This window comes from Aquabacterium sp. A08, from assembly GCF_011742065.1.
The window spans coordinates 1-19,505 of the sequence record NZ_JAAQQT010000548.1 but is presented as its reverse complement, the minus strand read 5'-3'; the positions used below and the strand labels follow the sequence as shown (position 1 = coordinate 19,505).

22 protein-coding genes and 1 pseudogene are annotated in these 19,505 nt (G+C 70.8%); 19 read left to right on the top strand and 4 right to left on the bottom strand.

Annotated elements, in window-relative coordinates:
* Positions 1–155, bottom strand: a pseudogene (locus tag HA630_RS23430) (class 1 fructose-bisphosphatase); the annotation flags it as partial.
* Positions 156–185: 30 nt separating this feature from the next.
* Entirely contained in the window at positions 186–899 is a 714-nt protein-coding gene (locus tag HA630_RS05030; protein WP_166832909.1) for an HAD-IA family hydrolase, read from the bottom strand.
* A 111-nt stretch (positions 900–1,010) separates the two neighbouring features.
* Here HA630_RS05030 and HA630_RS05025 point away from each other — a divergent pair, with 111 nt between their 5' ends.
* Positions 1,011–1,949: a LysR family transcriptional regulator gene (locus HA630_RS05025; protein ID WP_166832905.1), complete on the top strand. Its 939-nt coding sequence runs from the start codon at positions 1,011–1,013 to the stop codon at positions 1,947–1,949.
* Positions 1,950–1,969: 20 nt separating this feature from the next.
* Here HA630_RS05025 and HA630_RS05020 read toward each other — a convergent pair whose 3' ends face one another.
* Positions 1,970–2,983, bottom strand: a complete 1,014-nt coding sequence (locus tag HA630_RS05020; RefSeq protein WP_166832903.1) for a MerR family transcriptional regulator — start codon at positions 2,981–2,983, stop codon at positions 1,970–1,972.
* Positions 2,984–3,104: 121 nt separating this feature from the next.
* Here HA630_RS05020 and HA630_RS05015 point away from each other — a divergent pair, with 121 nt between their 5' ends.
* From HA630_RS05015 to HA630_RS04960, 12 genes are read left to right on the top strand one after another with little or no spacing between them, the layout of a single operon-like run.
* Positions 3,105–4,409, top strand: coding sequence for an NAD(P)/FAD-dependent oxidoreductase (locus HA630_RS05015; RefSeq protein WP_166832901.1), 1,305 nt, complete (start codon positions 3,105–3,107; stop codon positions 4,407–4,409).
* Entirely contained in the window at positions 4,406–5,221 is an 816-nt protein-coding gene (locus HA630_RS05010; RefSeq protein WP_166832899.1) for a DUF1365 domain-containing protein, read from the top strand. Before HA630_RS05015 ends, HA630_RS05010 begins: the two co-directional genes overlap by 4 nt.
* Entirely contained in the window at positions 5,218–6,441 is a 1,224-nt protein-coding gene (locus HA630_RS05005; RefSeq protein ID WP_166832897.1) for a cyclopropane-fatty-acyl-phospholipid synthase family protein, read from the top strand. The genes HA630_RS05010 and HA630_RS05005 overlap by 4 nt, the downstream gene beginning before the upstream one ends.
* The gene (locus HA630_RS05000) at positions 6,413–7,105 is read left to right on the top strand and encodes a chalcone isomerase family protein (RefSeq protein WP_166832895.1); all 693 of its coding nucleotides are present in this window, start codon (positions 6,413–6,415) and stop codon (positions 7,103–7,105) included. The genes HA630_RS05005 and HA630_RS05000 overlap by 29 nt, the downstream gene beginning before the upstream one ends.
* Before the next feature lie 7 nt (positions 7,106–7,112).
* Entirely contained in the window at positions 7,113–8,528 is a 1,416-nt protein-coding gene (locus HA630_RS04995; RefSeq protein ID WP_371809201.1) for an MFS transporter, read from the top strand.
* Positions 8,525–9,157: a DUF3833 domain-containing protein gene (locus HA630_RS04990; RefSeq protein WP_166832893.1), complete on the top strand. Its 633-nt coding sequence runs from the start codon at positions 8,525–8,527 to the stop codon at positions 9,155–9,157. Before HA630_RS04995 ends, HA630_RS04990 begins: the two co-directional genes overlap by 4 nt.
* Positions 9,154–9,924 carry an SDR family oxidoreductase gene (locus HA630_RS04985; protein WP_166832891.1) on the top strand — a complete coding sequence of 257 codons (771 nt, stop codon included), beginning with the start codon at positions 9,154–9,156 and terminating at the stop codon, positions 9,922–9,924. The genes HA630_RS04990 and HA630_RS04985 overlap by 4 nt, the downstream gene beginning before the upstream one ends.
* A gap of 11 nt (positions 9,925–9,935) precedes the next feature.
* Positions 9,936–10,397 carry a nuclear transport factor 2 family protein gene (locus HA630_RS04980; protein WP_166832889.1) on the top strand — a complete coding sequence of 154 codons (462 nt, stop codon included), beginning with the start codon at positions 9,936–9,938 and terminating at the stop codon, positions 10,395–10,397.
* 7 nt (positions 10,398–10,404) lie between these two features.
* A complete protein-coding gene (locus HA630_RS04975; RefSeq protein ID WP_166832887.1) occupies positions 10,405–12,087 on the top strand; it encodes an FAD-binding domain-containing protein in 1,683 nt (560 codons plus the stop codon).
* A gap of 12 nt (positions 12,088–12,099) precedes the next feature.
* Complete coding sequence (locus tag HA630_RS26500; protein ID WP_101047993.1) at positions 12,100–12,252, top strand: DUF2256 domain-containing protein; 153 nt, start codon at positions 12,100–12,102, stop codon at positions 12,250–12,252.
* Positions 12,249–13,670 (top strand): DASH family cryptochrome, encoded by a 1,422-nt coding sequence (locus HA630_RS04965; RefSeq protein ID WP_166832885.1) that lies wholly within the window; start codon positions 12,249–12,251, stop codon positions 13,668–13,670. The genes HA630_RS26500 and HA630_RS04965 overlap by 4 nt, the downstream gene beginning before the upstream one ends.
* Complete coding sequence (locus tag HA630_RS04960) at positions 13,667–15,244, top strand: cryptochrome/photolyase family protein (protein ID WP_166832883.1); 1,578 nt, start codon at positions 13,667–13,669, stop codon at positions 15,242–15,244. Before HA630_RS04965 ends, HA630_RS04960 begins: the two co-directional genes overlap by 4 nt.
* Positions 15,245–15,292: 48 nt before the next feature.
* Here HA630_RS04960 and HA630_RS04955 read toward each other — a convergent pair whose 3' ends face one another.
* Positions 15,293–15,838, bottom strand: coding sequence for a DUF3455 domain-containing protein (locus tag HA630_RS04955; RefSeq protein ID WP_166832881.1), 546 nt, complete (start codon positions 15,836–15,838; stop codon positions 15,293–15,295).
* A 203-nt stretch (positions 15,839–16,041) separates the two neighbouring features.
* Here HA630_RS04955 and HA630_RS04950 point away from each other — a divergent pair, with 203 nt between their 5' ends.
* The 6 genes from HA630_RS04950 to HA630_RS04925 all read left to right on the top strand — a co-directional run bounded on the left by HA630_RS04950 (position 16,042) and on the right by HA630_RS04925 (position 19,496).
* On the top strand, positions 16,042–16,617 hold the full coding sequence (locus tag HA630_RS04950; protein WP_243855347.1) for a sigma-70 family RNA polymerase sigma factor: 576 nt from the start codon (positions 16,042–16,044) through the stop codon (positions 16,615–16,617).
* A gap of 17 nt (positions 16,618–16,634) precedes the next feature.
* Complete coding sequence (locus tag HA630_RS04945) at positions 16,635–17,435, top strand: anti-sigma factor domain-containing protein (RefSeq protein WP_166832877.1); 801 nt, start codon at positions 16,635–16,637, stop codon at positions 17,433–17,435.
* A 121-nt stretch (positions 17,436–17,556) separates the two neighbouring features.
* Complete coding sequence (locus tag HA630_RS04940) at positions 17,557–17,757, top strand: hypothetical protein (RefSeq protein WP_166832875.1); 201 nt, start codon at positions 17,557–17,559, stop codon at positions 17,755–17,757.
* Between the two features lie 39 nt (positions 17,758–17,796).
* A complete protein-coding gene (locus HA630_RS04935; RefSeq protein ID WP_166832873.1) occupies positions 17,797–18,579 on the top strand; it encodes a DUF692 family multinuclear iron-containing protein in 783 nt (260 codons plus the stop codon).
* Positions 18,552–18,824, top strand: a complete 273-nt coding sequence (locus HA630_RS04930; RefSeq protein ID WP_166832871.1) for a putative DNA-binding domain-containing protein — start codon at positions 18,552–18,554, stop codon at positions 18,822–18,824. The genes HA630_RS04935 and HA630_RS04930 overlap by 28 nt, the downstream gene beginning before the upstream one ends.
* Before the next feature lie 45 nt (positions 18,825–18,869).
* Positions 18,870–19,496, top strand: coding sequence for a LysE family translocator (locus tag HA630_RS04925; RefSeq protein ID WP_166832869.1), 627 nt, complete (start codon positions 18,870–18,872; stop codon positions 19,494–19,496).
* Positions 19,497–19,505: the final 9 nt, after the last annotated feature.

Below are 19,505 nucleotides of genomic sequence, written 5' to 3'. Positions count from 1 at the left end.
TCGCCCAGGGCGCCGAAAGCGACCGAGCGGGCGATGGCCTTGCAGGCCAGGGCCACGTCCAGCAAGAGGGCGTTGAAGTCGCCGCTGGCGTCGGGGTGGCGGCGGCGTTCCTCGATGAGGAACTGGGTCAGGGTGGTGCGTTGGGACAGCGGCATGGGGGCAGGGCGTGGGCGGGTGGGGCGGGGTCAGGCGGTCTGGGGCGCGGTCCAGCGCGCCAGGTCGGCCAGGCGCACGGTGGACAGGTCGGGCAGCACCCGCAGGGCGCCTTCGAAACCGTGGTGGGCGGTGTAGGCGTTGGGCGTGACCACGGTGGCCAGGCCGGCGGCCAGGGCGGCGCGCAGGCCGTTGGCCGAGTCCTCGAAGGCCAGCGCCGCCGCCGGGGCCAGCCCCAAGCGGGCCAGGGCCTGGCGGTACACCTGCGGGTGGGGTTTCTTGCGCGGGGCGGTGTCGGCGTCTTCGATCACGTCGAAGCGCTGGCGCCAGTCGTGGCCCCAGGCGTGGCGCAACAGGGCGGCCACGTTGGCCGGTGTGGTGGTGGTGGCGATGGCCAGGCGCAGGCCGGCCTGGGCGGCGGCGTCCACCAGGGCATGAACGCCGGGGCGCAGCCGCACCGCACCGTCCTGCACCGCTTCCTCGTAGGCGGCGGTTTTGCGGGCGTGCAGCCGGTCCACCGTCTGCTGCACCCCTTGACCGTCCAGGTCGGTCAGGTCGGGCTGCACGCTGCGCCAGTGGTGCAGGATGCGTTCCTTGCCACCGGCCACCTGCAGCAAGCGGGTGTAGTGCGCCACGTCCCAGTGCCAGTCCATGCCTTCGGTGGCGAAGGCGTGGTTGAAGGCGGCCCGGTGGGCCTCCTCGGTGTCGGCCAGGGTGCCGTCGACGTCAAAAATCAGCGCTTGCAGCATGTCGGTCTCCTCGGTCCGCCCTCGGGCGGTGGTCTGACACAAACTATAAGCAAGCACTTAACTAAGGTAAATTAACGATTCATTCGTAATTTGTTAAGGAAAACCTGAATGAAGAACGCCACCTTCCGGCAGTTGCGGGTGTTCGTGGAGGTCGCGCGCCACCTGAGCTTTGCCCGGGCGGCCGAGGTGCTGCACCTGACACCGCCGGCCGTGACCATGCAGGTCAAGGAACTGGAGGGGCACGTCGGCCTGCCGCTGTTCGAACGCTCGGGCCGGCAGGTGAGCCTGACCACGGCCGGCGAATACATGCTGGTGTACGCGCGCAAGGTGCTGGCCACCCTCAAAGACGCGGAGGACGCGGCCGCCCGCCTGCAGCGGCTGGAGGTGGGCACCCTGACCATCGGCATGGTCAGCACCGCCAAGTACTTTCTGCCGCGCCTGCTGGCCGAATTCCAGCAGGAGCACGCCGGGGTGGAGATCCGCCTAGCGGTGGGCAACCGCGCGCAACTGCTGCAGATGCTGCACGGCAACGAGGTGGACATCGCGGTCATGGGCCAACCCCCGACCGAACTGGCGACCCGGGCCGAGCCCTTCGCCGCCCACCCGCACGTCTTCGTCGCGCCGACCGATCACCCCCTGCTCAAGGTGGGCCACCCGACGGTGGCGTCGCTCAGCCCCTACGGCTTCATCCTGCGCGAACGGGGCTCGGGCACCCGGGCGGCGCTGGAGAAGTTTCTGGAGCCCAGCCGCACCGAACTGCGGGTGGTGATGGAGATGTCGAGCAACGAGACCATCAAGCAGGCGGTGATGGCGGGCATGGGCATCAGCTTTCTGTCGCTGCACACCGTGGGGCTGGAACTGGAGCACCGCCTAATCGCCACGCTGGACGTGGAGGGGGCGCCGGTGGTGCGCGCCTGGAACCTGGTGCACACCCTGTCCAAGTTGCTGTCACCCGCGGCCGAGGCCTTTCGCTACTTCGTGCTGGAGCGCGGCGAACGCCACCTGGCGCAAAAGTACGGGCCGCTGGTACGCCTGCCGCACCACTAAATTGTCCATGACAAACCAACTCAGGCGGCGCCATCCCAAGCGAGCGCCGTGCCGTGGCGCAGCCGCCAGGCGCGCACCTGCAGGTTGACCTCGTTGGCGCGGCGCAGCACGGTGACGCCCTCGGGCAGGCCGCGCCGGTGCAGCGCCACCGCCGCGCCGCCGACCCAGACCTCGACGCCGCGCGGCAGCTGGTCCACCAGTTGCTGCAGGGTGTCCACCACATCGCGCCGCGAGGCGTGGGCGCTGTAGCTCAGGGCCAGCACGTCGACCTGCAGCTGCTGGGCCGCCAACACGATGTCGGCCACCGGGGTGGAGGTGCCCAGCGCCAGCCGGTGACACGACTCCAGGGCGAAAAAGCTTTCCGCCATGAGCAGCCCCAGCCCATGCAGTTCCGACGGCGTGGTGGTGAGCAGCACGCGCGGGCGCCGCTGCAGGGCCTGGCCGCTGGCGTCGACCGCAGCGATCGCTTCGCGCAGCACCGATTGCAGGGTCTCGGTGAACAGGTGCTCCTGGTACACCGAGAGTTCACCGCGCAGCCAGGCCTCGCCCACGTGCACGCACAGCGGGGCCACCAGCTGCTCCACCGTCGGCCCCAGCCCGTGGCGCAGGATGTGCTGCTGCAGCGCCTGCTTGACCAGGTCGGTGCGGTTCTCGGTCATCCAGCGCAGCCAGGGGGTGTCGGGGTCGCCGGGCCAGGGGCCCAGTGCCGTCGGGGGCGCCACGCCGGCAGCGGCCGGTTCGCTGCGGGCCTGCGCCAGCAGGGCCTCCAGCTGTGCGTCGTCCAGCGGCACCACCTTGCCCGGGCGAAGGCCGGCGTCCAGCAGGCGCTTGATCAGGCGCAGGCGCTGCACCTGGGCCGGCGGGTAAGCACGCTCGCCGGCGGCGTCGCGCCCGGGGGTGGGGAAACCGTAGCGCCGCTCCCAGACGCGCAGGGTGTCCTTGCCCAAACCGGTGTCGCGCTCGACCTCGGCAATGGACCAGGTCACATCGGGCAGGGGCGCATGGGCCAGCAGGTCGGCGGGAAGGGTGTCCATGGGTGCATCCATTGTCGGCGTCGGGGCGTATTGCTTACAGGGTGCATGAATTGCACACGCCATCCGACTTTAGCATACAATGAATTTTGTCTAGGACAAATAAAGCCCCACAGGAGCACCCATGAAAGTTGCCATCGTCGGCTCAGGCATTTCCGGACTCGCCGCGGCGCACCGGCTGCGTGGCCAGGCCCAGGTCACGCTGTTCGAGGCGGGCGACTACTTCGGCGGCCACACCCACACGGTGGACATCACCCTGCCCACCGCGCAAGGCCCGGTCAGCCACGGGGTGGACACCGGGTTCCTGGTGTTCAACGAGCGCACCTACCCCCAGTTGATCGCCCTGTTCGCCGAACTGGGCGTGGCCACGGCCCCGTCGGACATGTCGTTTTCGGTGCAGGTGCCGGGCGCACGCCCGGGCCGCCGGCTGGAATGGAGCGGCAACAACCTGGCCACCGTGTTTGCGCAAAAGCGCAACCTGCTGAACCCGCGCTTCCTGGGCATGCTCAGCGACCTGCTGCGCTTCAACCGCCTCTGCACCCAACTGGCCGCGGCCCAGCGCGAGGCCGACATGGTGCAGCCCCTGCACGATTTCCTGGACCAGCACCGCTTCGGCACCGCCTTCCGCGACTGGTACTTCCTGCCCATGCTGGGCTGCATCTGGAGTTGCCCGACCGACCAGATGCTGCGCTTCCCGGTGGCCACCATGATCCGCTTCTGCCACAACCACGGGCTGCTGCAGGTGAACGACCGGCCGCAGTGGCACACGGTGGTGGGCGGCGCGCGGCACTATGTGGAAAAAATCGTGGCCCAGGTGCCGGACGCCCGCCTGAACACCCCCGTGCGCCGGCTGGACCGCGACGAGGCCGGCGTCACGCTGCACACCGCCCACGGCCCCGAGCGCTTCGACCAGGTGGTGCTGGCCTGCCATTCCGACCAGGCCCTGGCCCTGCTGGGCCGCCCCACCAACGTGGAGGCCGAGGTGCTGGGCGCCATCCGCTACCAGCCCAACCGGGCCGTGCTGCACACCGACACCTCGGTGCTGCCCCAGCGCACCGCAGCCTGGGCCGCCTGGAACTACGAGCGCGCGGCCAATGCGCAGCAGGAATCCGCCCGCGTCTGCCTGCACTACCTGCTCAACCGCCTGCAGCCGCTGCCGTTCAGCCAGCCGGTGGTGGAGTCGCTCAACCCGGTCCACCCGATCGACCCGGCCCAGGTGCTGGGCACGTTCGAGTACAGCCACCCGGTGTTCGACCTGGCCGCCATTGCCGCGCAGCGCCGCGTGCCCGCCTTGCAGGGCCACCTGCACACCTGGTACTGCGGTGCATGGACGGGCTACGGCTTCCACGAAGACGGGCTGAAGTCGGGCCTGGCCGCCGCCGACCAGCTGCTGGCCCACACCGCCGGCGCCCGGAGGCAGGCCGCATGATCGACGCCCCTGGCGACCGCGGCGCCGTGGCCCAGATCGGGTGGGGCCAGGTGCGCCACACCCGGTTGCGGCCGCGCCGGCACGCCTTCGCCTACGACACCTGGTTCCTGCTGCTGCCCATGCGCCGCCTGCACGAGCCGGCGGCACTGGGCGGCCTGGCGGTGAACCGCGCCGGAACCATCAGTTTCCACGACCGCGACCACGGCGACGGCCGCGGCCCGGAACGCGGCGGCGCGCTGGCCTGGCTGACCGAGATGCTGGCGGGCGAAGGCATTGCCGACGCCGACGGCGAGGTCTGGCTACACACCTACCCGCGGGTGCTGGGCTACACCTTCAAGCCGGTGAGCTTCTGGTACTGCCACCGGGCCGACGGCAGCCTGCGCGCCGTGGTGGCCGAGGTGAACAACACCTTCGGCGAACGCCACTGCTACCTGCTGGACCGCCCACGCTACGGCGCCGAGCTGCGCGCCGACAAATGCTTTCACGTGTCGCCGTTCTGCCGCACCAGCGGCGGCTACCGCTTCCGCTTCATGCGCACGGTGCACGCCGGCCAGGCCCGCACCGTGGTGCGGGTGGACCACGACGACACCGACGGCCCGCTGCTGCAGACCAGCGTCAGCGGCACCCTGCACCCCATCACCCCCGCAGCGCTGCGCCGCGCGCTGTGGCGCTACCCGGCCATGACCGCCATGGTCATGGCCCGCATCCACTGGCAGGCGCTGCAGCTCTGGCTCAAGCGCGTGGGCTTTCACCGCAAACCGCCTGCCCCCGACCGTTTCGTGACCCGCCAGCCTTGGGAGCCACACGCATGAACAGCCACACCGTCACCGCCCCCCACTCCGTGCAACTGCCGGCCCAGACGCCGGCCGCCGCGCGCACCGTGTTCCAACTGTTGCAGCGCCTGCGCCACGGCTCGCTCACCGTGCAACTGCCCGACGGCAGCGTGCAGACGCTGGGCGACGGCCAGGGCCTGCACGCCACCATCCACCTGCACAACTGGAACGTGTGCGGCGCGGCGCTCAAGTCGGGCGACATCGGTTTTGCCGAAAGCTACATCGCCGGCGACTGGACCACGCCCCACCTGGACGACCTGCTGCGCCTGTTCCTGGCCAACCGCCAGGCGCTGGAAGACGTGATCCACGGCTCCTGGGCCGGGCGCTTGCTGTACCGCTTGCGCCACCTGCTGCACCGCAACACCCGCCGCAACAGCCGCAAGAACATCCACGCCCACTACGACCTGGGCAACGCCTTCTACCGTCTGTGGCTGGACGGCACGATGAACTACTCGTCCGCGCTGTTTGAAGGCGGCCACGAACAGCCCATGGCCGACGCCCAGCACGCCAAGGTGCGGCGTGCGCTGCGCATGGCCGGCGTGCGGCCCGGCGACCGGGTGCTGGAAATCGGCTGCGGCTGGGGTGCATTGGCCGAAAAAGGCACGGTGGAATTCGGCGCCCACGTCACCGGTGTCACCCTGTCCACCGAACAGCTGGCCTGGGCCCAGCAGCGCCTGGCCGCACTGGGCCAAGCCGACCGCGCCGACCTGCGCCTGCAGGACTACCGCGACATCGCCGACGGGCCGTTTGACGCGATCTGCTCCATCGAAATGGTGGAGGCCGTGGGTCGCGAATACTGGCCCACCTACTTTGGCCGGGTGGCGCAGCTGCTCAAACCCGGTGGCCGCGCCTGCATCCAAAGCATCGTGATCCAGGACCGGCTGTTCGACCGCTACATCCGCTCCACCGACTTCATCCAGCAGTACATCTTCCCCGGTGGCTGCCTGCCCTGCCCGCGCGAGTTCCGGCGCGAGGCCGAGGCCGCCGGCCTGCGGGTGGTGGACGAGTTCGCCTTCGGCGCCGACTACGCCGAAACCTGCCGCCGCTGGCGCGAGGACTTTCTGGCGCGCCGCGACGAGGTGCTGGCGTTGGGCTTCGACGAGCGCTTCCTACGCATCTGGGAGTTCTACCTGGCCTACTGCGAAGCCGGCTTTGCTTCAGGAGACATCGATGTCGTGCAATACACCCTGGCCAAGTGAGCGCCTACTGACCGGCTGGTCGCGCCGGGCGCTGCTGGGCGCCGGACTGGCCAGCGCGGCGAGCTGGACGGCACCGGCGTGGGCCAACGCGCCGGGGAACGGCGCGGCCACCGCGGGGCTTGCTGCGACGGCCGCAACTGACTCGGCCGCGGGGTCAACCCCATCGGCTGCACCTGCCGCAGCGGCTGCGTCGCCTGCGGCACCCGCGCAACTGCCCGGCAGCCGCCTCCAGGGCGAGGCCACGCTGCGCTTTTTCGGCCTGCGCGTCTACCACGCGCGGCTGTGGACCCGGCCCGACTTCCGACCCGAGCGTTTCCTGGAGCAGCCGGTGGTGCTGGAGCTGGACTACTTGCGCGACCTCAAGGGCGGCGCCATCGCCGAACGCTCGGTGCAGGAAATGCGCCGCGCCGGCGGCTTCAGCGAGGCCCAGGCCGAGCGCTGGCTGGCCGACATGCGGCGCATCTTCCCCGACGTGAAAAACGGCGACCGCCTGACCGGCCTGCACGAGCCGGGCGTGGGCGCGCGCTTCTGGCACAACGGCCAGCCGGCGGGCGCGGTGGCCGATCCGGCATTTGGCCGGCTGTTTTTCGGCATCTGGCTGGCGCCCAGCACCTCGGAACCCGCGATGCGCCTGGCCCTGTTGGGCCAAGCCGCCAACCGCTGACACCCCCATGACCCGCCCCAGCCCGCCACCGGCCACCCCCAGCGCGGCACGGCCTGCCACCGACGGGGCCGCCTCGCCCATGGGCGTGCGCGAGGGCTGGCGTTATGGGCTGTTGGGCCTGCCACTGGCCTTCGTGGCACTGCCCCTGTACGTGCACCTGCCCAACGTGTACGCGCAGCAGTTTGGCGTGCCGCTGGCCACGCTGGGCTTGGTGCTGCTGCTGGCGCGCCTGTTCGACGCGGTGACCGACCCCTGGCTGGGCCGCCTGAGCGACCGGTTGTTTGCGCGTTCGCACCGCTGGGTGTTGGGTGTGGGCGCGGGCAGCGCCCTGGTGTTGCTGGCGGGCATGGCCGCGCTGTTTTTCCCGCCGTGGGGCACGGCCCGTGCCGCGCAGGTGGCGCTGGGCCTGTTCGTTGGGCTGCTGGTCACCACCGCCGCCTACAGCCAGCTGGCGATTGCCCACCAGTCGTGGGGCGCGCGGCTGGGCGGCAACGAGGTGCAGCGCGCCCGCATCGTTGCCTGGCGCGAAGGCGCGGGGCTGGTGGGCGTGGTGCTGGCCTCGGTGCTGCCCAGCTGGCTGGGTTGGGGCGGCTGGGTCACGGCCTTTGGCGTGGCGCTGGCGCTGGGCTGGCTGGCCTGGTGCCGCGCGTTGCCACCGCACGCGCCGCACGCCCTCCACACCAACACCAACACCGGCAACGGCTGCAACACGCAGACACCCGGCGCAACAGCCTCTCATGCAGGCTGGCACGGCATGCTGCACCCCTGGCGCCACGCCCCGTTCCGGCGCCTGATGGCGGTGTTTGTGCTGAGCGGTCTGGCCAGCGCCATGCCCGCCACGCTGGTGCTGTTCTTCATTCAGGATCGGCTGGCCGCTCCGGCGCAGGAGCCGCTGTTCCTGGCGACCTACTTCGTCGGCGCGGCCGCGTCGCTGCCCTTGTGGATGCGCGTGGTGGGCCGCCTGGGACTGGCGCGCACCTGGCTGGTGGGCATGGGCCTGTCGGTGGCGGTGTTCGTCTGGGCCGCCACCCTGTCCACCGGCGACGTGTGGGGCTTCTGGTGGGTGTGCGCCCTGTCGGGCCTGGCGCTGGGCACCGATCTGGCCCTGCCCGGCGCGCTGCTGGCCGGGGTCATCGGCGCCCAGGGCGACCGGGGCCGGCGCGAGGGCGCCTACTTCGGCTGGTGGAACCTGGCGGCCAAGCTCAACCTGGCGCTGGCCGCCGGACTGGCCCTGCCCCTGCTGGGCTGGCTGGGCTACCAGCCAGGCCAAGCCAAAGCCGAGGGCCTGTTCGCCCTCACCTTGGCCTACGCTGTGCTGCCCTGCGCCATCAAGCTGCTGGCGGCGGCCAGCCTGTACTGGCATTTTGTGCGCCCCGCAGCGGCGGGGCCGGCACCATCCCTTGCGCCTCAGGAGGCCCCATGAACCCGCTTCGCGACCCCACCCTTCTGCACACGGCGGCCACCGGCGCCCAGCCAGCACACACCGCGCCACCGCCCGCGCGGCGGCGGTGGCTCACCGGGCTGGCCGCCCTCACCCTGGGGGCCGCCACGCTGGGGGGCCTGAGCGGCTGCGCCAGCCAGGACATCCAGCAATACGCCGCCGAAAAACCGGTGTTGGACCTGTCCGAATACTTCAATGGCAAAGTGATCGCCCACGGCGTGTTCCAGGACCGCAGCGGCCAGGTGGTGCGCCGCTTCGTGGTGGACATGCAAGGCACCTGGAACGGCAACCAGGGCGTGCTGGACGAACATTTCACCTATGCCGACGGCAGCCAGGACCGCCGCGTCTGGCGCCTGACCAAGCACGCCGACGGGCGCTACAGCGGCACCGCCGACGACGTGGTGGGCCCGGCCAGCGGGCAGGCGGTGGGCAACGCCTTCTACTGGACCTACACCCTGCGCCTGCCGGTGGACGGCAAGACCTACGACGTGCGCTTCGACGACTGGATGTACCTGGTGGACGAGCGCGTGATGCTCAACCGCGCCACCATGAGCAAGTTCGGCGTGCGGCTGGGCGAGGTGACGCTGTCGTTCCAGAAAGTCGGCCCATGAGCCTGAACCCCCCGATCCGCGACTGGCGCGGCCGGCGCGTTTGGCTGGTGGGCGCGTCCACCGGCATCGGCCGCGCATTGGCGCACAAGCTGCACGGCCTGGGCGCCACCGTCATCGTGTCGGCCCGCAAAGCCGCAGAGCTGAACGCGTTCGTGGCCGAGCACCCCGGCAGCCTGGCCCTGCCGCTGGACGTGACCGACGCCACCGCCGTGCAAGCCGCCGCCACCTCGGCGCTGCAGGGCGGCCCGCTGGACCTGGTGTGCTACTGCGCCGGCCACTACCGCGCCATGCGCGCCACCGCCATGGACCTGGACGACCTGCTGCGCCACCAGCGCATCAACACCGAAGGCGCGCTGCACCTGCTGCACGCCGTCACGCCCGCGCTGCTGGCGCGCGGCCAGGGTCACCTCAGCCTCGTCAGCAGCGTGGCCGGCTTCCGGGGCTTGCCGCAGAGCCTGGCCTACGGCCCCACCAAGGCCGCGCTCATCAACCTGGCCGAGGCGCTGTACCTCGACCTGCACCCCCACGGCCTGGGGGTGAGCGTGATCAACCCCGGCTTCGTGGCCACGCCGCTGACCGCGCAAAACACCTTCGCCATGCCGGCGCTCATCACCCCGGCGCAGGCGGCCGACGCCATCGTGGCCGGCTGGGCGCAGGGCGCGTTCGACATCCACTTTCCCAAACGCTTCACCCGGGTGATGAAGCTGCTGCGGCTGCTGCCCTACCGGCTCTACTTCCCCCTGGTGCGGCGCGCCACCGGCCTGTAAACGCCCCCGCCATGACCGCCCCCGCACCCATTTCGGTCACCGACACCCCGCAAGCCCTGGACCGCCTGGTGCAGGCCTTCGAGGGCCTGTCGCCCGACAACCTGCCGGCCCTGGTGGCCCTTTACACCGCCGACGCCCGCTTCAAAGACCCGTTCAACGAGGTGCAGGGCCAAGCCGCCATCGAGGCCATCTTCCGCCACATGTTCACCGCGCTGCACGAACCGCGCTTCGTCGTCACCGAACGGGTGCAGCAAGGCTCGCAGGTGTTCCTGACCTGGGATTTCTGCTTCCGCTTCCGCCGTTTCGACACCGTGACCCCACAAACCGTGCGCGGCGCCAGCCACCTGGTGTTCAACGAACAAGGCCGGGTCACGCTGCACCGCGACTACTGGGACGCGGCCGAGGAGCTGTACGAAAAGCTGCCGCTGGTGGGCGGCCTGATGCGCTGGCTCAAGCGCCGCGCCAACACCTGAGCCCGCGATGAGCTACCGGGTGGTCTGGTTCAAGCGCGACCTGCGGGTGCACGACCACGCCCCGCTGGCCGACGCCGCACGCCAGGGCTCGGTGCTGTGCCTGTATGTGGTGGAACCCAGCCTCTGGGCGCAACCCGACGCGGCCACCCAACACTACCGCTTCATCGCCGAATCGCTGGCCGACCTGGACCGCGAGTTGCGTGCCCGGGGCAGCCGGCTGCACCTGGCCGTGGGCGAAGTGGTGGAGGTGCTGGACCGGCTGCACCACCGGGCCCCATTCGCCGCCCTGCACGCCCACGAGGAAACCGGCAACGGCCACACCCACGCGCGCGACCGGGCCGTGGCCCGCTGGTGCCGCGAACGCGGCGTGGCCTGGCGCGAATGGCCGCAGTTCGGCGTGGTGCGCGGCCTGCGCGACCGCCGGCTGTGGCAGCCCCGCTGGGAGGCCTTGATGGCCCAGCCGCAGTTGGCCGCGCCCGAACGCCTCGTGCCGGTGGACACAGGCGGCGAGCCGGCGCAGCCCCTGACGGCTGGCTTTCCCCACACGGGCGAATGTCTCCCCAGCCAGATACCGGGCGGTCCGTCGAGCCTGCACCCTCACCCCTGGTCCGCCACCGCCCTGCCCAGCGCCCCAGCCCTGGGTTTGCCCCCCTGGGAACCGCCCCAGCGCCAGCGCGGCGGCCGCGCCCGGGGCCTGGCGGTGCTGGACGATTTCCTGAGCGACCGCAGCGCCCGCTACCGGGGCGGCATTTCCTCGCCCCTGAGCGCGCCCGATGCGTGCTCGCGCCTGTCGGCCCACCTGGCCTACGGCAGCCTGGGCCTGCGCGAGGTGGTGCAGGCCACCCGTAACACGCGCCGCGCCCTGCCGCCCGAAGCCGCACGCCAAAAGCATGGCCTACAGGCCTTCCACAGCCGGCTGTACTGGCACTGCCACTTCATCCAGAAGTTGGAAAGCGAACCCGAACTGGAGTGGCGCAACCTGCACCGCGGCTACGACGGCCTGCGCGAGGCCGACTGGAACCCCGCCCATTTCGACGCGCTGACCCAAGGCCGCACCGGCTGGCCCATGGTGGACGCCTGCGTGGCCATGCTGCGCGCCACCGGCTGGCTCAACTTCCGCATGCGGGCCATGCTGGTGTCGGTGGCGGCCTACCCGCTGTGGTTGCACTGGCGCGAGGTGGGCCACTGGCTGGCGCGCGAGTTCCTCGACTACGAACCCGGCATCCACTGGCCGCAGGTGCAGATGCAATCGGGCACCACCGGCATCAACGCCACCCGGGTGTACAACCCGGTGAAGCAGGCGCTGGACCACGACCCGCACGGCCACTTCGTGCGGCGCTGGCTGCCCGCACTGCGCCGCGTGCCCGACAGCTGGCTGTTCGAGCCCTGGCGCATGCCGCCCGACCTTCAGGCCCGCTGCGGCGTGCGGGTGGGCGACGACATCCCTGCACCCCCGGTGGACCTGGCCACCGCCCTGCGCCAGGCCAAAGACCGGCTGCACGCCCTGCGCCGCCAACCCGCCGTGAAAGCGGCCCAGGCCGCCGTGGTGGACAAGCACGGCTCGCGCCGGGGCATGCCCGGCGGTGGCCGCAACGCCCGGGGGGAAGAACGGCCCGCCCCCAAGGCCCGGCGCGGCCCCACCAGCGCGCCATCCGGAACCACGGCGGGCCAGCTCTCCCTCGACTTCTGAACACCCCCACCCATGAAAATGCGCAAAAAATCCGACCTGCCGCAGAAAACCTGCGCGGCCTGCGGCCTGCCTTTCACCTGGCGGCGCAAGTGGGCCCGCGATTGGGAACAGGTCAAATACTGCTCCGACCGCTGCCGCAGCGCCGGGGGCCCGCGCCGCCCATGAACGGCCCCGCCCCGTCAGACACGCGCGGCAGCGCCCCGGCCGCCGGCGGCGTCATCCACTGGTTCCGGCAAGACCTGCGCCTGGGCGACCACCCTGCTTTGCACCAATCGCTGGCCCGCGCGCGCCAGCGCGGCGTGTGGTGGCTGCCGGTGTTCGTGTACGACACCGGCCAAACAGGCCCGTCGCCCTGGGGCTTCGAGCGCATGGGGCCGCACCGCCGCGCCTGGTGGCAGGCCACGGTGGACGCGCTGGCCGCCCAACTGCAGGCCCAAGGCCACCGCCTGCTGACCCTGAGTGGCCCGCCCGCCCAGGCGCTGACCGAACTGGTCCAGCACCTGCAAACCGCTGCAGCGCAAGCAGCCGCCCCCAGCCCTGGCCCCGCGCCGACCATCGAACTCTGGTGCGAAGACCTGCCCGCCCCCGAGGAAGAAGACGCCGTCGCCGCTTTGCGCCACCACGGCCTGACCGTGCACACCGTCTGGCAGGGCACCCTGCTGGACCTGGACGACCTGCCCTTTGCCCCAGCCCAGGTGCCCGACACCTTCACCCAGTTCCGGCAAGCGGTAGAACGCGCCGGGGTGCCCACCGCCCCGCCGCCGCTGGGCACCCCCACCGCGTGGCCCGCGCCCGCGCCCGACACGGTCCACACCCGCGCCACGCCAGCGCCCGACGCGGCCGTCCAGCGCTGGTGGCACGGCCCCGCCCCGGCCGCCGACCCGCGCAGCAGCTTCCCCGCCCACGGCCCCAACGCCCAGGCCGGCGAAGCCGGCGCACTGGCGCACCTGGCCCAGTACCACGCCCGGCGGCTGCCCCACAGCTACAAAGCCACCCGCAACCACCTGCACGGTGTCGACGCCTCCAGCAAGTGGTCGCCGTGGCTGGCCACCGGCGCGCTCTCGCCGCGCCAGGCGATGGCCGCCGTGCGCCGGTTTGAAGCCGAACACGGCGCCAACGACGGCAGCCACTGGCTCTGGTTCGAACTGTTGTGGCGCGACCATTTTCGGCTGCTCCACCTCAAGCACGGCCGCGCGCTGTACCGCGGCCGGGGCCTGGGCAAAGCCCCACCGCCCCCGCACGACCCCGCCGCTTTCCAGCGCTGGTGCACCGGCACCACCGGCGAAGCGCTGGTGGACGCCGGCATGCGCGAACTGGCCGCCACCGGCTGGCTGGGCAACCGCCTGCGCCAGATCGTCGCCAGCTACCTGATTCACGACCTGCAGGGCGACTGGCGCGCCGGCGCCGCCTGGTTCGAGGCCCAGCTCATCGACCACGACGTGTACAGCAACCACGGCAACTGGCTCTACATCGCCGGGCGCGGCACCGACCCGCGCGGCGGCCGACGCTTCAACCCAGTGAAACAAACCCTGGAACACGACCCCGACGGCCACCACCGACGCCGCTGGGGCACCCTGCCATGAGCGCCCACGAGCCCACCGCCCCACCCACCACCGCTGCGCCGGTGCCGCCCACCCTGCGCCTGGTGCTGGGCGACCAGCTCAACCCACTGCACCCCTGGTTCCGCGAGGTGCAACCCGACGTGGTGTACCTGCTGATGGAGGTGCGCGCCGAAACCGATTACGTCGTCCACCACGCGCAAAAGGTGCTGGGCATTATTGCGGCCATGCGCGACTTCGCCCGCCAGCTCAAGGCCGCCGGCCACCGCGTACGCTACGTCGCGCTGGACGACCCGAGCAACCGCCAGTCCATCCCCGCCAACCTGAGCGCCCTGCTGGCCCACTACCGGGCCCGCGCCGTGCAGTACCAGGCGCCCGATGAATACCGGCTGGACCAGGCCCTGGCCGCATGGGCCGCCACCGCCCCGGTGTCGGTGGAAAAGGTGGACAGCGACCACTTCTACACCCCCCGCGACGCGGTGCAGCGCCAGTTCCAGGGCAAGCGCCAGTGGCTGATGGAAAGCTTCTACCGCCAGCAGCGCCGCCTGCACGGCGTGCTGATGACCGCCGACGGCCAACCCGAAGGCGGCCAGTGGAACTACGACGCCGACAACCGCCGCCCCTGGCCCGGCATCCCCGCCGCGCCGCCCGACACCCGCCCCCGCCACGACCACAGCGCCCTCTGGCGCACCATCCAAAGCGCAGGCGTACAAACCCTGGGCAACCCCCAGGCCGACGCCTTTCGCTGGCCGCTGAACCGCGCCGAGGCGCTGCAACAGCTCGACCATTTCATCGCCCATGCCCTGCCCCACTTCGGCGACTACCAGGACGCCCTGACCCACCGCCACTGGCACCTGTTCCACTCGCTGCTGTCGTTCGCGCTGAACGTGAAAATGCTGCGCCCGCAGGAGGTGGTGGCGCGGGCCGAACAGGCCTGGCGCAACGGCGCCGCCCCGCTGCACGCGACGGAAGGCTTCATCCGGCAGATCCTGGGGTGGCGCGAGTACGTGCGCGGCGTCTACTGGGCGCAGATGCCTGGCTACACCGAGGCCAACGCCCTGGAGCATTACCGCCCCCTGCCCGACTGGTTCTGGACCGGCCAGACCCGCATGGCCTGCCTGGCCCAGGCCATCGGCCAGTCGCTGGAACACGCTTACGCCCACCACATCCAGCGCCTCATGGTGGTGGGCAATTTCGCCCTGCTGGCCGGGCTGGACCCGGCCGAGGTGCACCGCTGGTACCTGGGCATCTACATCGACGCCTTCGAGTGGGTGGAAGCCCCCAACACCCTGGGCATGAGCCAGTTCGCCGACGGCGGCCGCCTGGCCACCAAACCCTACGTCAGCAGCGCCGCCTACCTCGACCGCATGGGCGACCACTGCGCCGGCTGCCACTACGACAAAAAGGGCAAGACCGGCGAGCGGGCTTGCCCTTTCAACGCCCTGTATTGGGACTTTTTCGAGCGCCAGCGCGACCGGCTGGGGCGCAACGCCCGGCTGGCCATGGTCTACCGCCAGCTGAACAAAATGGCTCCGGACACGCGGGCCGGCCTGCGCACGCAGGCCGAGGTCACGCTGCGCCGGCTGGACCGGCTTTGAGCCCCCACCCCGGCACGGCACCCGGCCGCGCCAAGATGGGCGTCAGCCTCAGGCGGCGCGCCAGAAGATGTAGTCGGACTGGTACTTCACGATTTCTTTGGCCCCCACGTTGCCGGCGCCGCAGGCGCTGGCGGGTGCCACGCCACCCTTGGTGGCCACGCGCTGGATGTAGGCGACGCCTTCCATCGCGCCCTTGCCGGTGGCCGGGTTGGCCTTGACCAGCTGCAGCGGGATGTTGCCGGCACCGCCCGGCGCCACGGCCAGCTGGGTGGCGGTCACTTTGGAGCCGTCGTTCGCCTCCCAGGTGGCCGGCGGGCCGTAGTACTTGCCCACTTGCTTGCCGGCGCGGTCCAGCAGCTTGGCGTCGGGGCCCGCAAACACCCACTCGAACTGATCGGCCATGTCTTTCTTGGCGCGGCACTGGTAGGTGATCTCGCCCACACCCACGGTCTCCATGTAGACCTTGTGGCCGGCGGGCACCTGCACAGCGGCGGGCAGGGCGTCTTGCTTGAAAGCCGGGGCGGCCGCCATCTGGCTGGCACAGGCGGTCAGGGTCAGCACGGCCACACCGGCCAGGATCGTCACAGCACGCATGGAATCTCTCCTCAAAGAAGGTGGAACACACCGGACGCGGCCCAACGCCTGCCCGATACCAGTGGTACGCAGGCTCTGCATCCCTGGATGCAGCGCGGCACAAAAAAATTTCGCCACAGCGCAACGCCACCCGCCCTTGCATCTGTTGCACACGGGGCTGCGTACCGACATGAAGCGTCCTGACTATGCAGGACAATGGGGGCATGAGCCCGACCGACACCGACCACCAACTCATGGCACTGCTGGACCGCGTCGCCACCGGCGACGAAATCGCCCTCAAGGCCCTGTACGACCTGGCTTCGTCCAAGTTGTACGGGGTGGCCATGCGCGTGTTGGGCAAAGCCGAATGGGCCGAAGACGCCCTGCAGGACAGCTTCCTCTACATTTGGCGCGCCGCGGCCGACTACCGCGCCAGCCTCAGCCCGCCCATGGCCTGGATGGGCCTGATCGTGCGCAGCCGCGCCCTGGACCTGCGCCGCCGCCAGCAGGCCGAACGCATCCCGCAAACCCAGGAACTCGACGAGGTGCTGGCCGACCAGCTCGCCAGCGACGACCCCGGCCCCCAGCACACCCACCTGGCCGGCCAGCAGGCCCAGGCCCTGCACCACTGCCTGCGCCAGCTGGAACACAAGCAGCGCGAGGTGGTCACCCTGGCCTACCTGCAAGACCTCAGCCACAGCGAACTGGCCGAACAATTGCGGCTGCCGCTGGGCACCGTGAAAAGCTGGATCCGCCGGGGCCTGGACAAGCTGCGCGGCTGCATGGCCCCCTTCGCCTGACAGAGAAAGGCGACACGATGAACCTACACCTCCACCCCGAATTGCTGCAACGCCTGGCCTCGGCCCACGCGCTGGGCACCCTGCGCGGCGGCGCCCGCCGCCGCTTCGAGCAGATCGCCCGCCAGCGCCCCGAGGTCCGCGCCGCCGTGCTGGCCTGGCAGGCCCGCGTGGCCGGCCTGACCGAGTTGCAAGCCCCCCTCACCCCCGACCCGGCGGTGTGGCTGCGCATCCAGAACCTGGTGGCCGCCGACCGCGAACGGGCCGCGCTGGCACGCCAGCGCGCCGCCCCCCCCGCCGCCACCACGGGCTGGTGGGGCCGGCTGGGCTTCTGGCGTGGCGCCACCGGCGCGGCCACGCTGGCGGCGGTGTTGGGCGGCTGGGTGGCGGTGGGCGTGCAGCAGCAAGGCGATGCCCGCATCGCCCAGCTGCAAACCGAGCTGCAAACCCAGGTCGCCAGCCAGAAGCGCATCGAGTACGTGGCCGTGCTCTCCGACGCACAGGGCCAGGCCCGGGGGCCGGAAATCCTCGTCACCTTCGACGCCCAGCACCAGCGCCTGACACTGCAGCGCGTGGGCGGCTACCAGGAAGCGTCCGACAAGTCGCTGCAGCTCTGGGCCCTGCCGCCCGACGGCAAGCCGCGTTCGCTCGGCGTGCTGGGCGAAGCGCCGCTGCTGCAACTGGCCACGGCGGCCGAAGCGGTGCAGGCGGTGCCGGCCCTGGCCATCAGCCTGGAACCCAAGGGTGGCGTGCCCGGCGAAGGCGGGCCCACCGGCCCGGTGCTGTTCAGCGGCAGCCTGATCCGCTCGCTCAACCTGTGAACGGCACAAACTTTTTTGGGCCCAGGTGTATCCAAGCGGGCGCCGGGTGCGTATAGCCAGGTAAGCGGTCGACACCGGCCGCCCATGCCCCCGGGCATTCCACCCTCCACCAGGAACGACCATGAACCTCAAAGCCCTCGCCACCATCGCCGCCACCGTGATCGCCACCGCCGCCCACGCCCAGGCCCCGGCCGAACAAAAGTGCGGCGCCGCCTCCTGCGGCAAGAAAGAGCAGACCGCCAGCTGCTCCAAGAAAGAAGCCTCCTGCTCCAAAAAGGAAGCTTCTTGCAGCAAAAAAGAAGCCAGCTGCTCCAAGAAGTGAGCCCGGCGGGCGCGTGACCAACAGCCTCGAGGAGAACGCATGATCGGCGTGGGTTTTCGCAGCGAGATGCTGAACTGGAACCCCGCCGACGTGCGCGCCGACTTCTACGAGGTCGCGCCCGAAAACTGGGTGCGCCGCGACCGCGCGCCGCTGTACCGGCTGCGCGAGGCCGGCCACGCCGTCTGCCTGCACGGGGTGTCGCTCAACCTCGGGGGCCAAGCCCCAGTGCCCACAGGTTTTCTGCGCGACGTGCGCGCCCTGATGGACGACCTGGGCGCCGAGCACTACTCCGACCACTTGGCTGCCAGCGGCGACGCCCACCAGCTCTACGACCTGTTTCCCATCCCCTTCACCCAGGAGGAGGTGCGGCGCGTGAGCGACCGCATCCGCCAGGTGCAGGACCTGCTGGGCCGGCGCATCGCGGTGGAAAACACCACCTACTACACCAACATCGGCCCGCTGGCCGAGGCCGACTTCCTGATGCGTGTGGTGGAACGGGCCGACTGCGGCATCCTGCTCGACCTCAACAACGTCACCGTCAACCACAAGAACCACGGCCTGACCGATCTGGACACCTTCCTGGCCCAGATCGACCTCGACCGCGTCAGCTACATGCACGTGGCCGGGCACGAATTCGACGCCCGTTTCGGCCTCTACATCGACACCCACAGCGACCGGGTGGAACGCCCCACCGCCGAAGCCGCTGCACGTGTGGCGCGCAGCCACGGCAAAGCCATCCTGCTGGAATGGGACAACGACTTCCCCAGTCAGGCCACCCTCAACGAGGAACTCGCGTGTCTGCAGGCTTTTACGACTACGTGAGGGGCCGCAGCGACGCCGTGCCCGCCGGTTACACCGAGGCCGGCCTGCGCGCCTACCGCCACCTGGTCTACCTGGGCGCCTCGCAGATGATCGCGTCGCACCACCCCGCCTTGCGCCAGGCGCTGGACGACGGGCAATGGCGCTTCCTGATCGAGGATTTCGTGCGCCAGTCCGCCTGGACCTCGAACTACTACGCCGACCTGGTCGGGGAATTCGAGGCCTACCTGGCGCGCGTCAGCGCCTGAGTCCCGGGCCGGGCACACCGGAGCGTGCGCGTTTTATGATGGTGCATGCTCACGCTTGCCCAAGCCCTTCCCTTTCTGCTGGCCGCGGTGCTGGTCACCGCCTCCCCAGGGCCGGACAACCTCATGGTGCTCGGCATGGGCATGTCCCGGGGGCGCTGGCAGGGCATTGCCTTCGGGCTGGGCTGCGCGCTCGGCTGCCTGAGCCACACCCTGCTGGCGGTGGTGGGGGTGAGCGCGGTGATCGCCGCGTCGCCCTGGGCCTTCACCGCGCTGAAGTGGGCCGGCGGCGGCTACCTGGTGTGGCTGGGGCTGCAGGCCCTGCGCAGCGCCGGCAGCGGCCCGGTGGCGGCCAGCCTGGCGCCCCGCCAGGGCTGGCAGACCCTGTTCCTCAAAGGCATGCTGGCCAACGCCATCAACCCCAAGGTGGTGCTGTTTTTCCTGTCCTTCCTGCCGCAGTTCGTGGTGCCGGCGCAGGGCCAGGTGGGCTGGCAACTGGCGCAGCTGGGCGGGCTGTTCACCCTGCAGGCGGCGCTGCTGTTCGGGCTGCTGGGTTATTTTGCGGGCACGGTGGGCGGTTGGCTGAACCGCCGCCCCCGCGCCGGCCTGTGGCTGGACCGGGTGGCCGGCCTGGTCTTCGTGGGGCTGGGGCTGCGCCTCATCACCCAGCGTTGAGATGGCCCG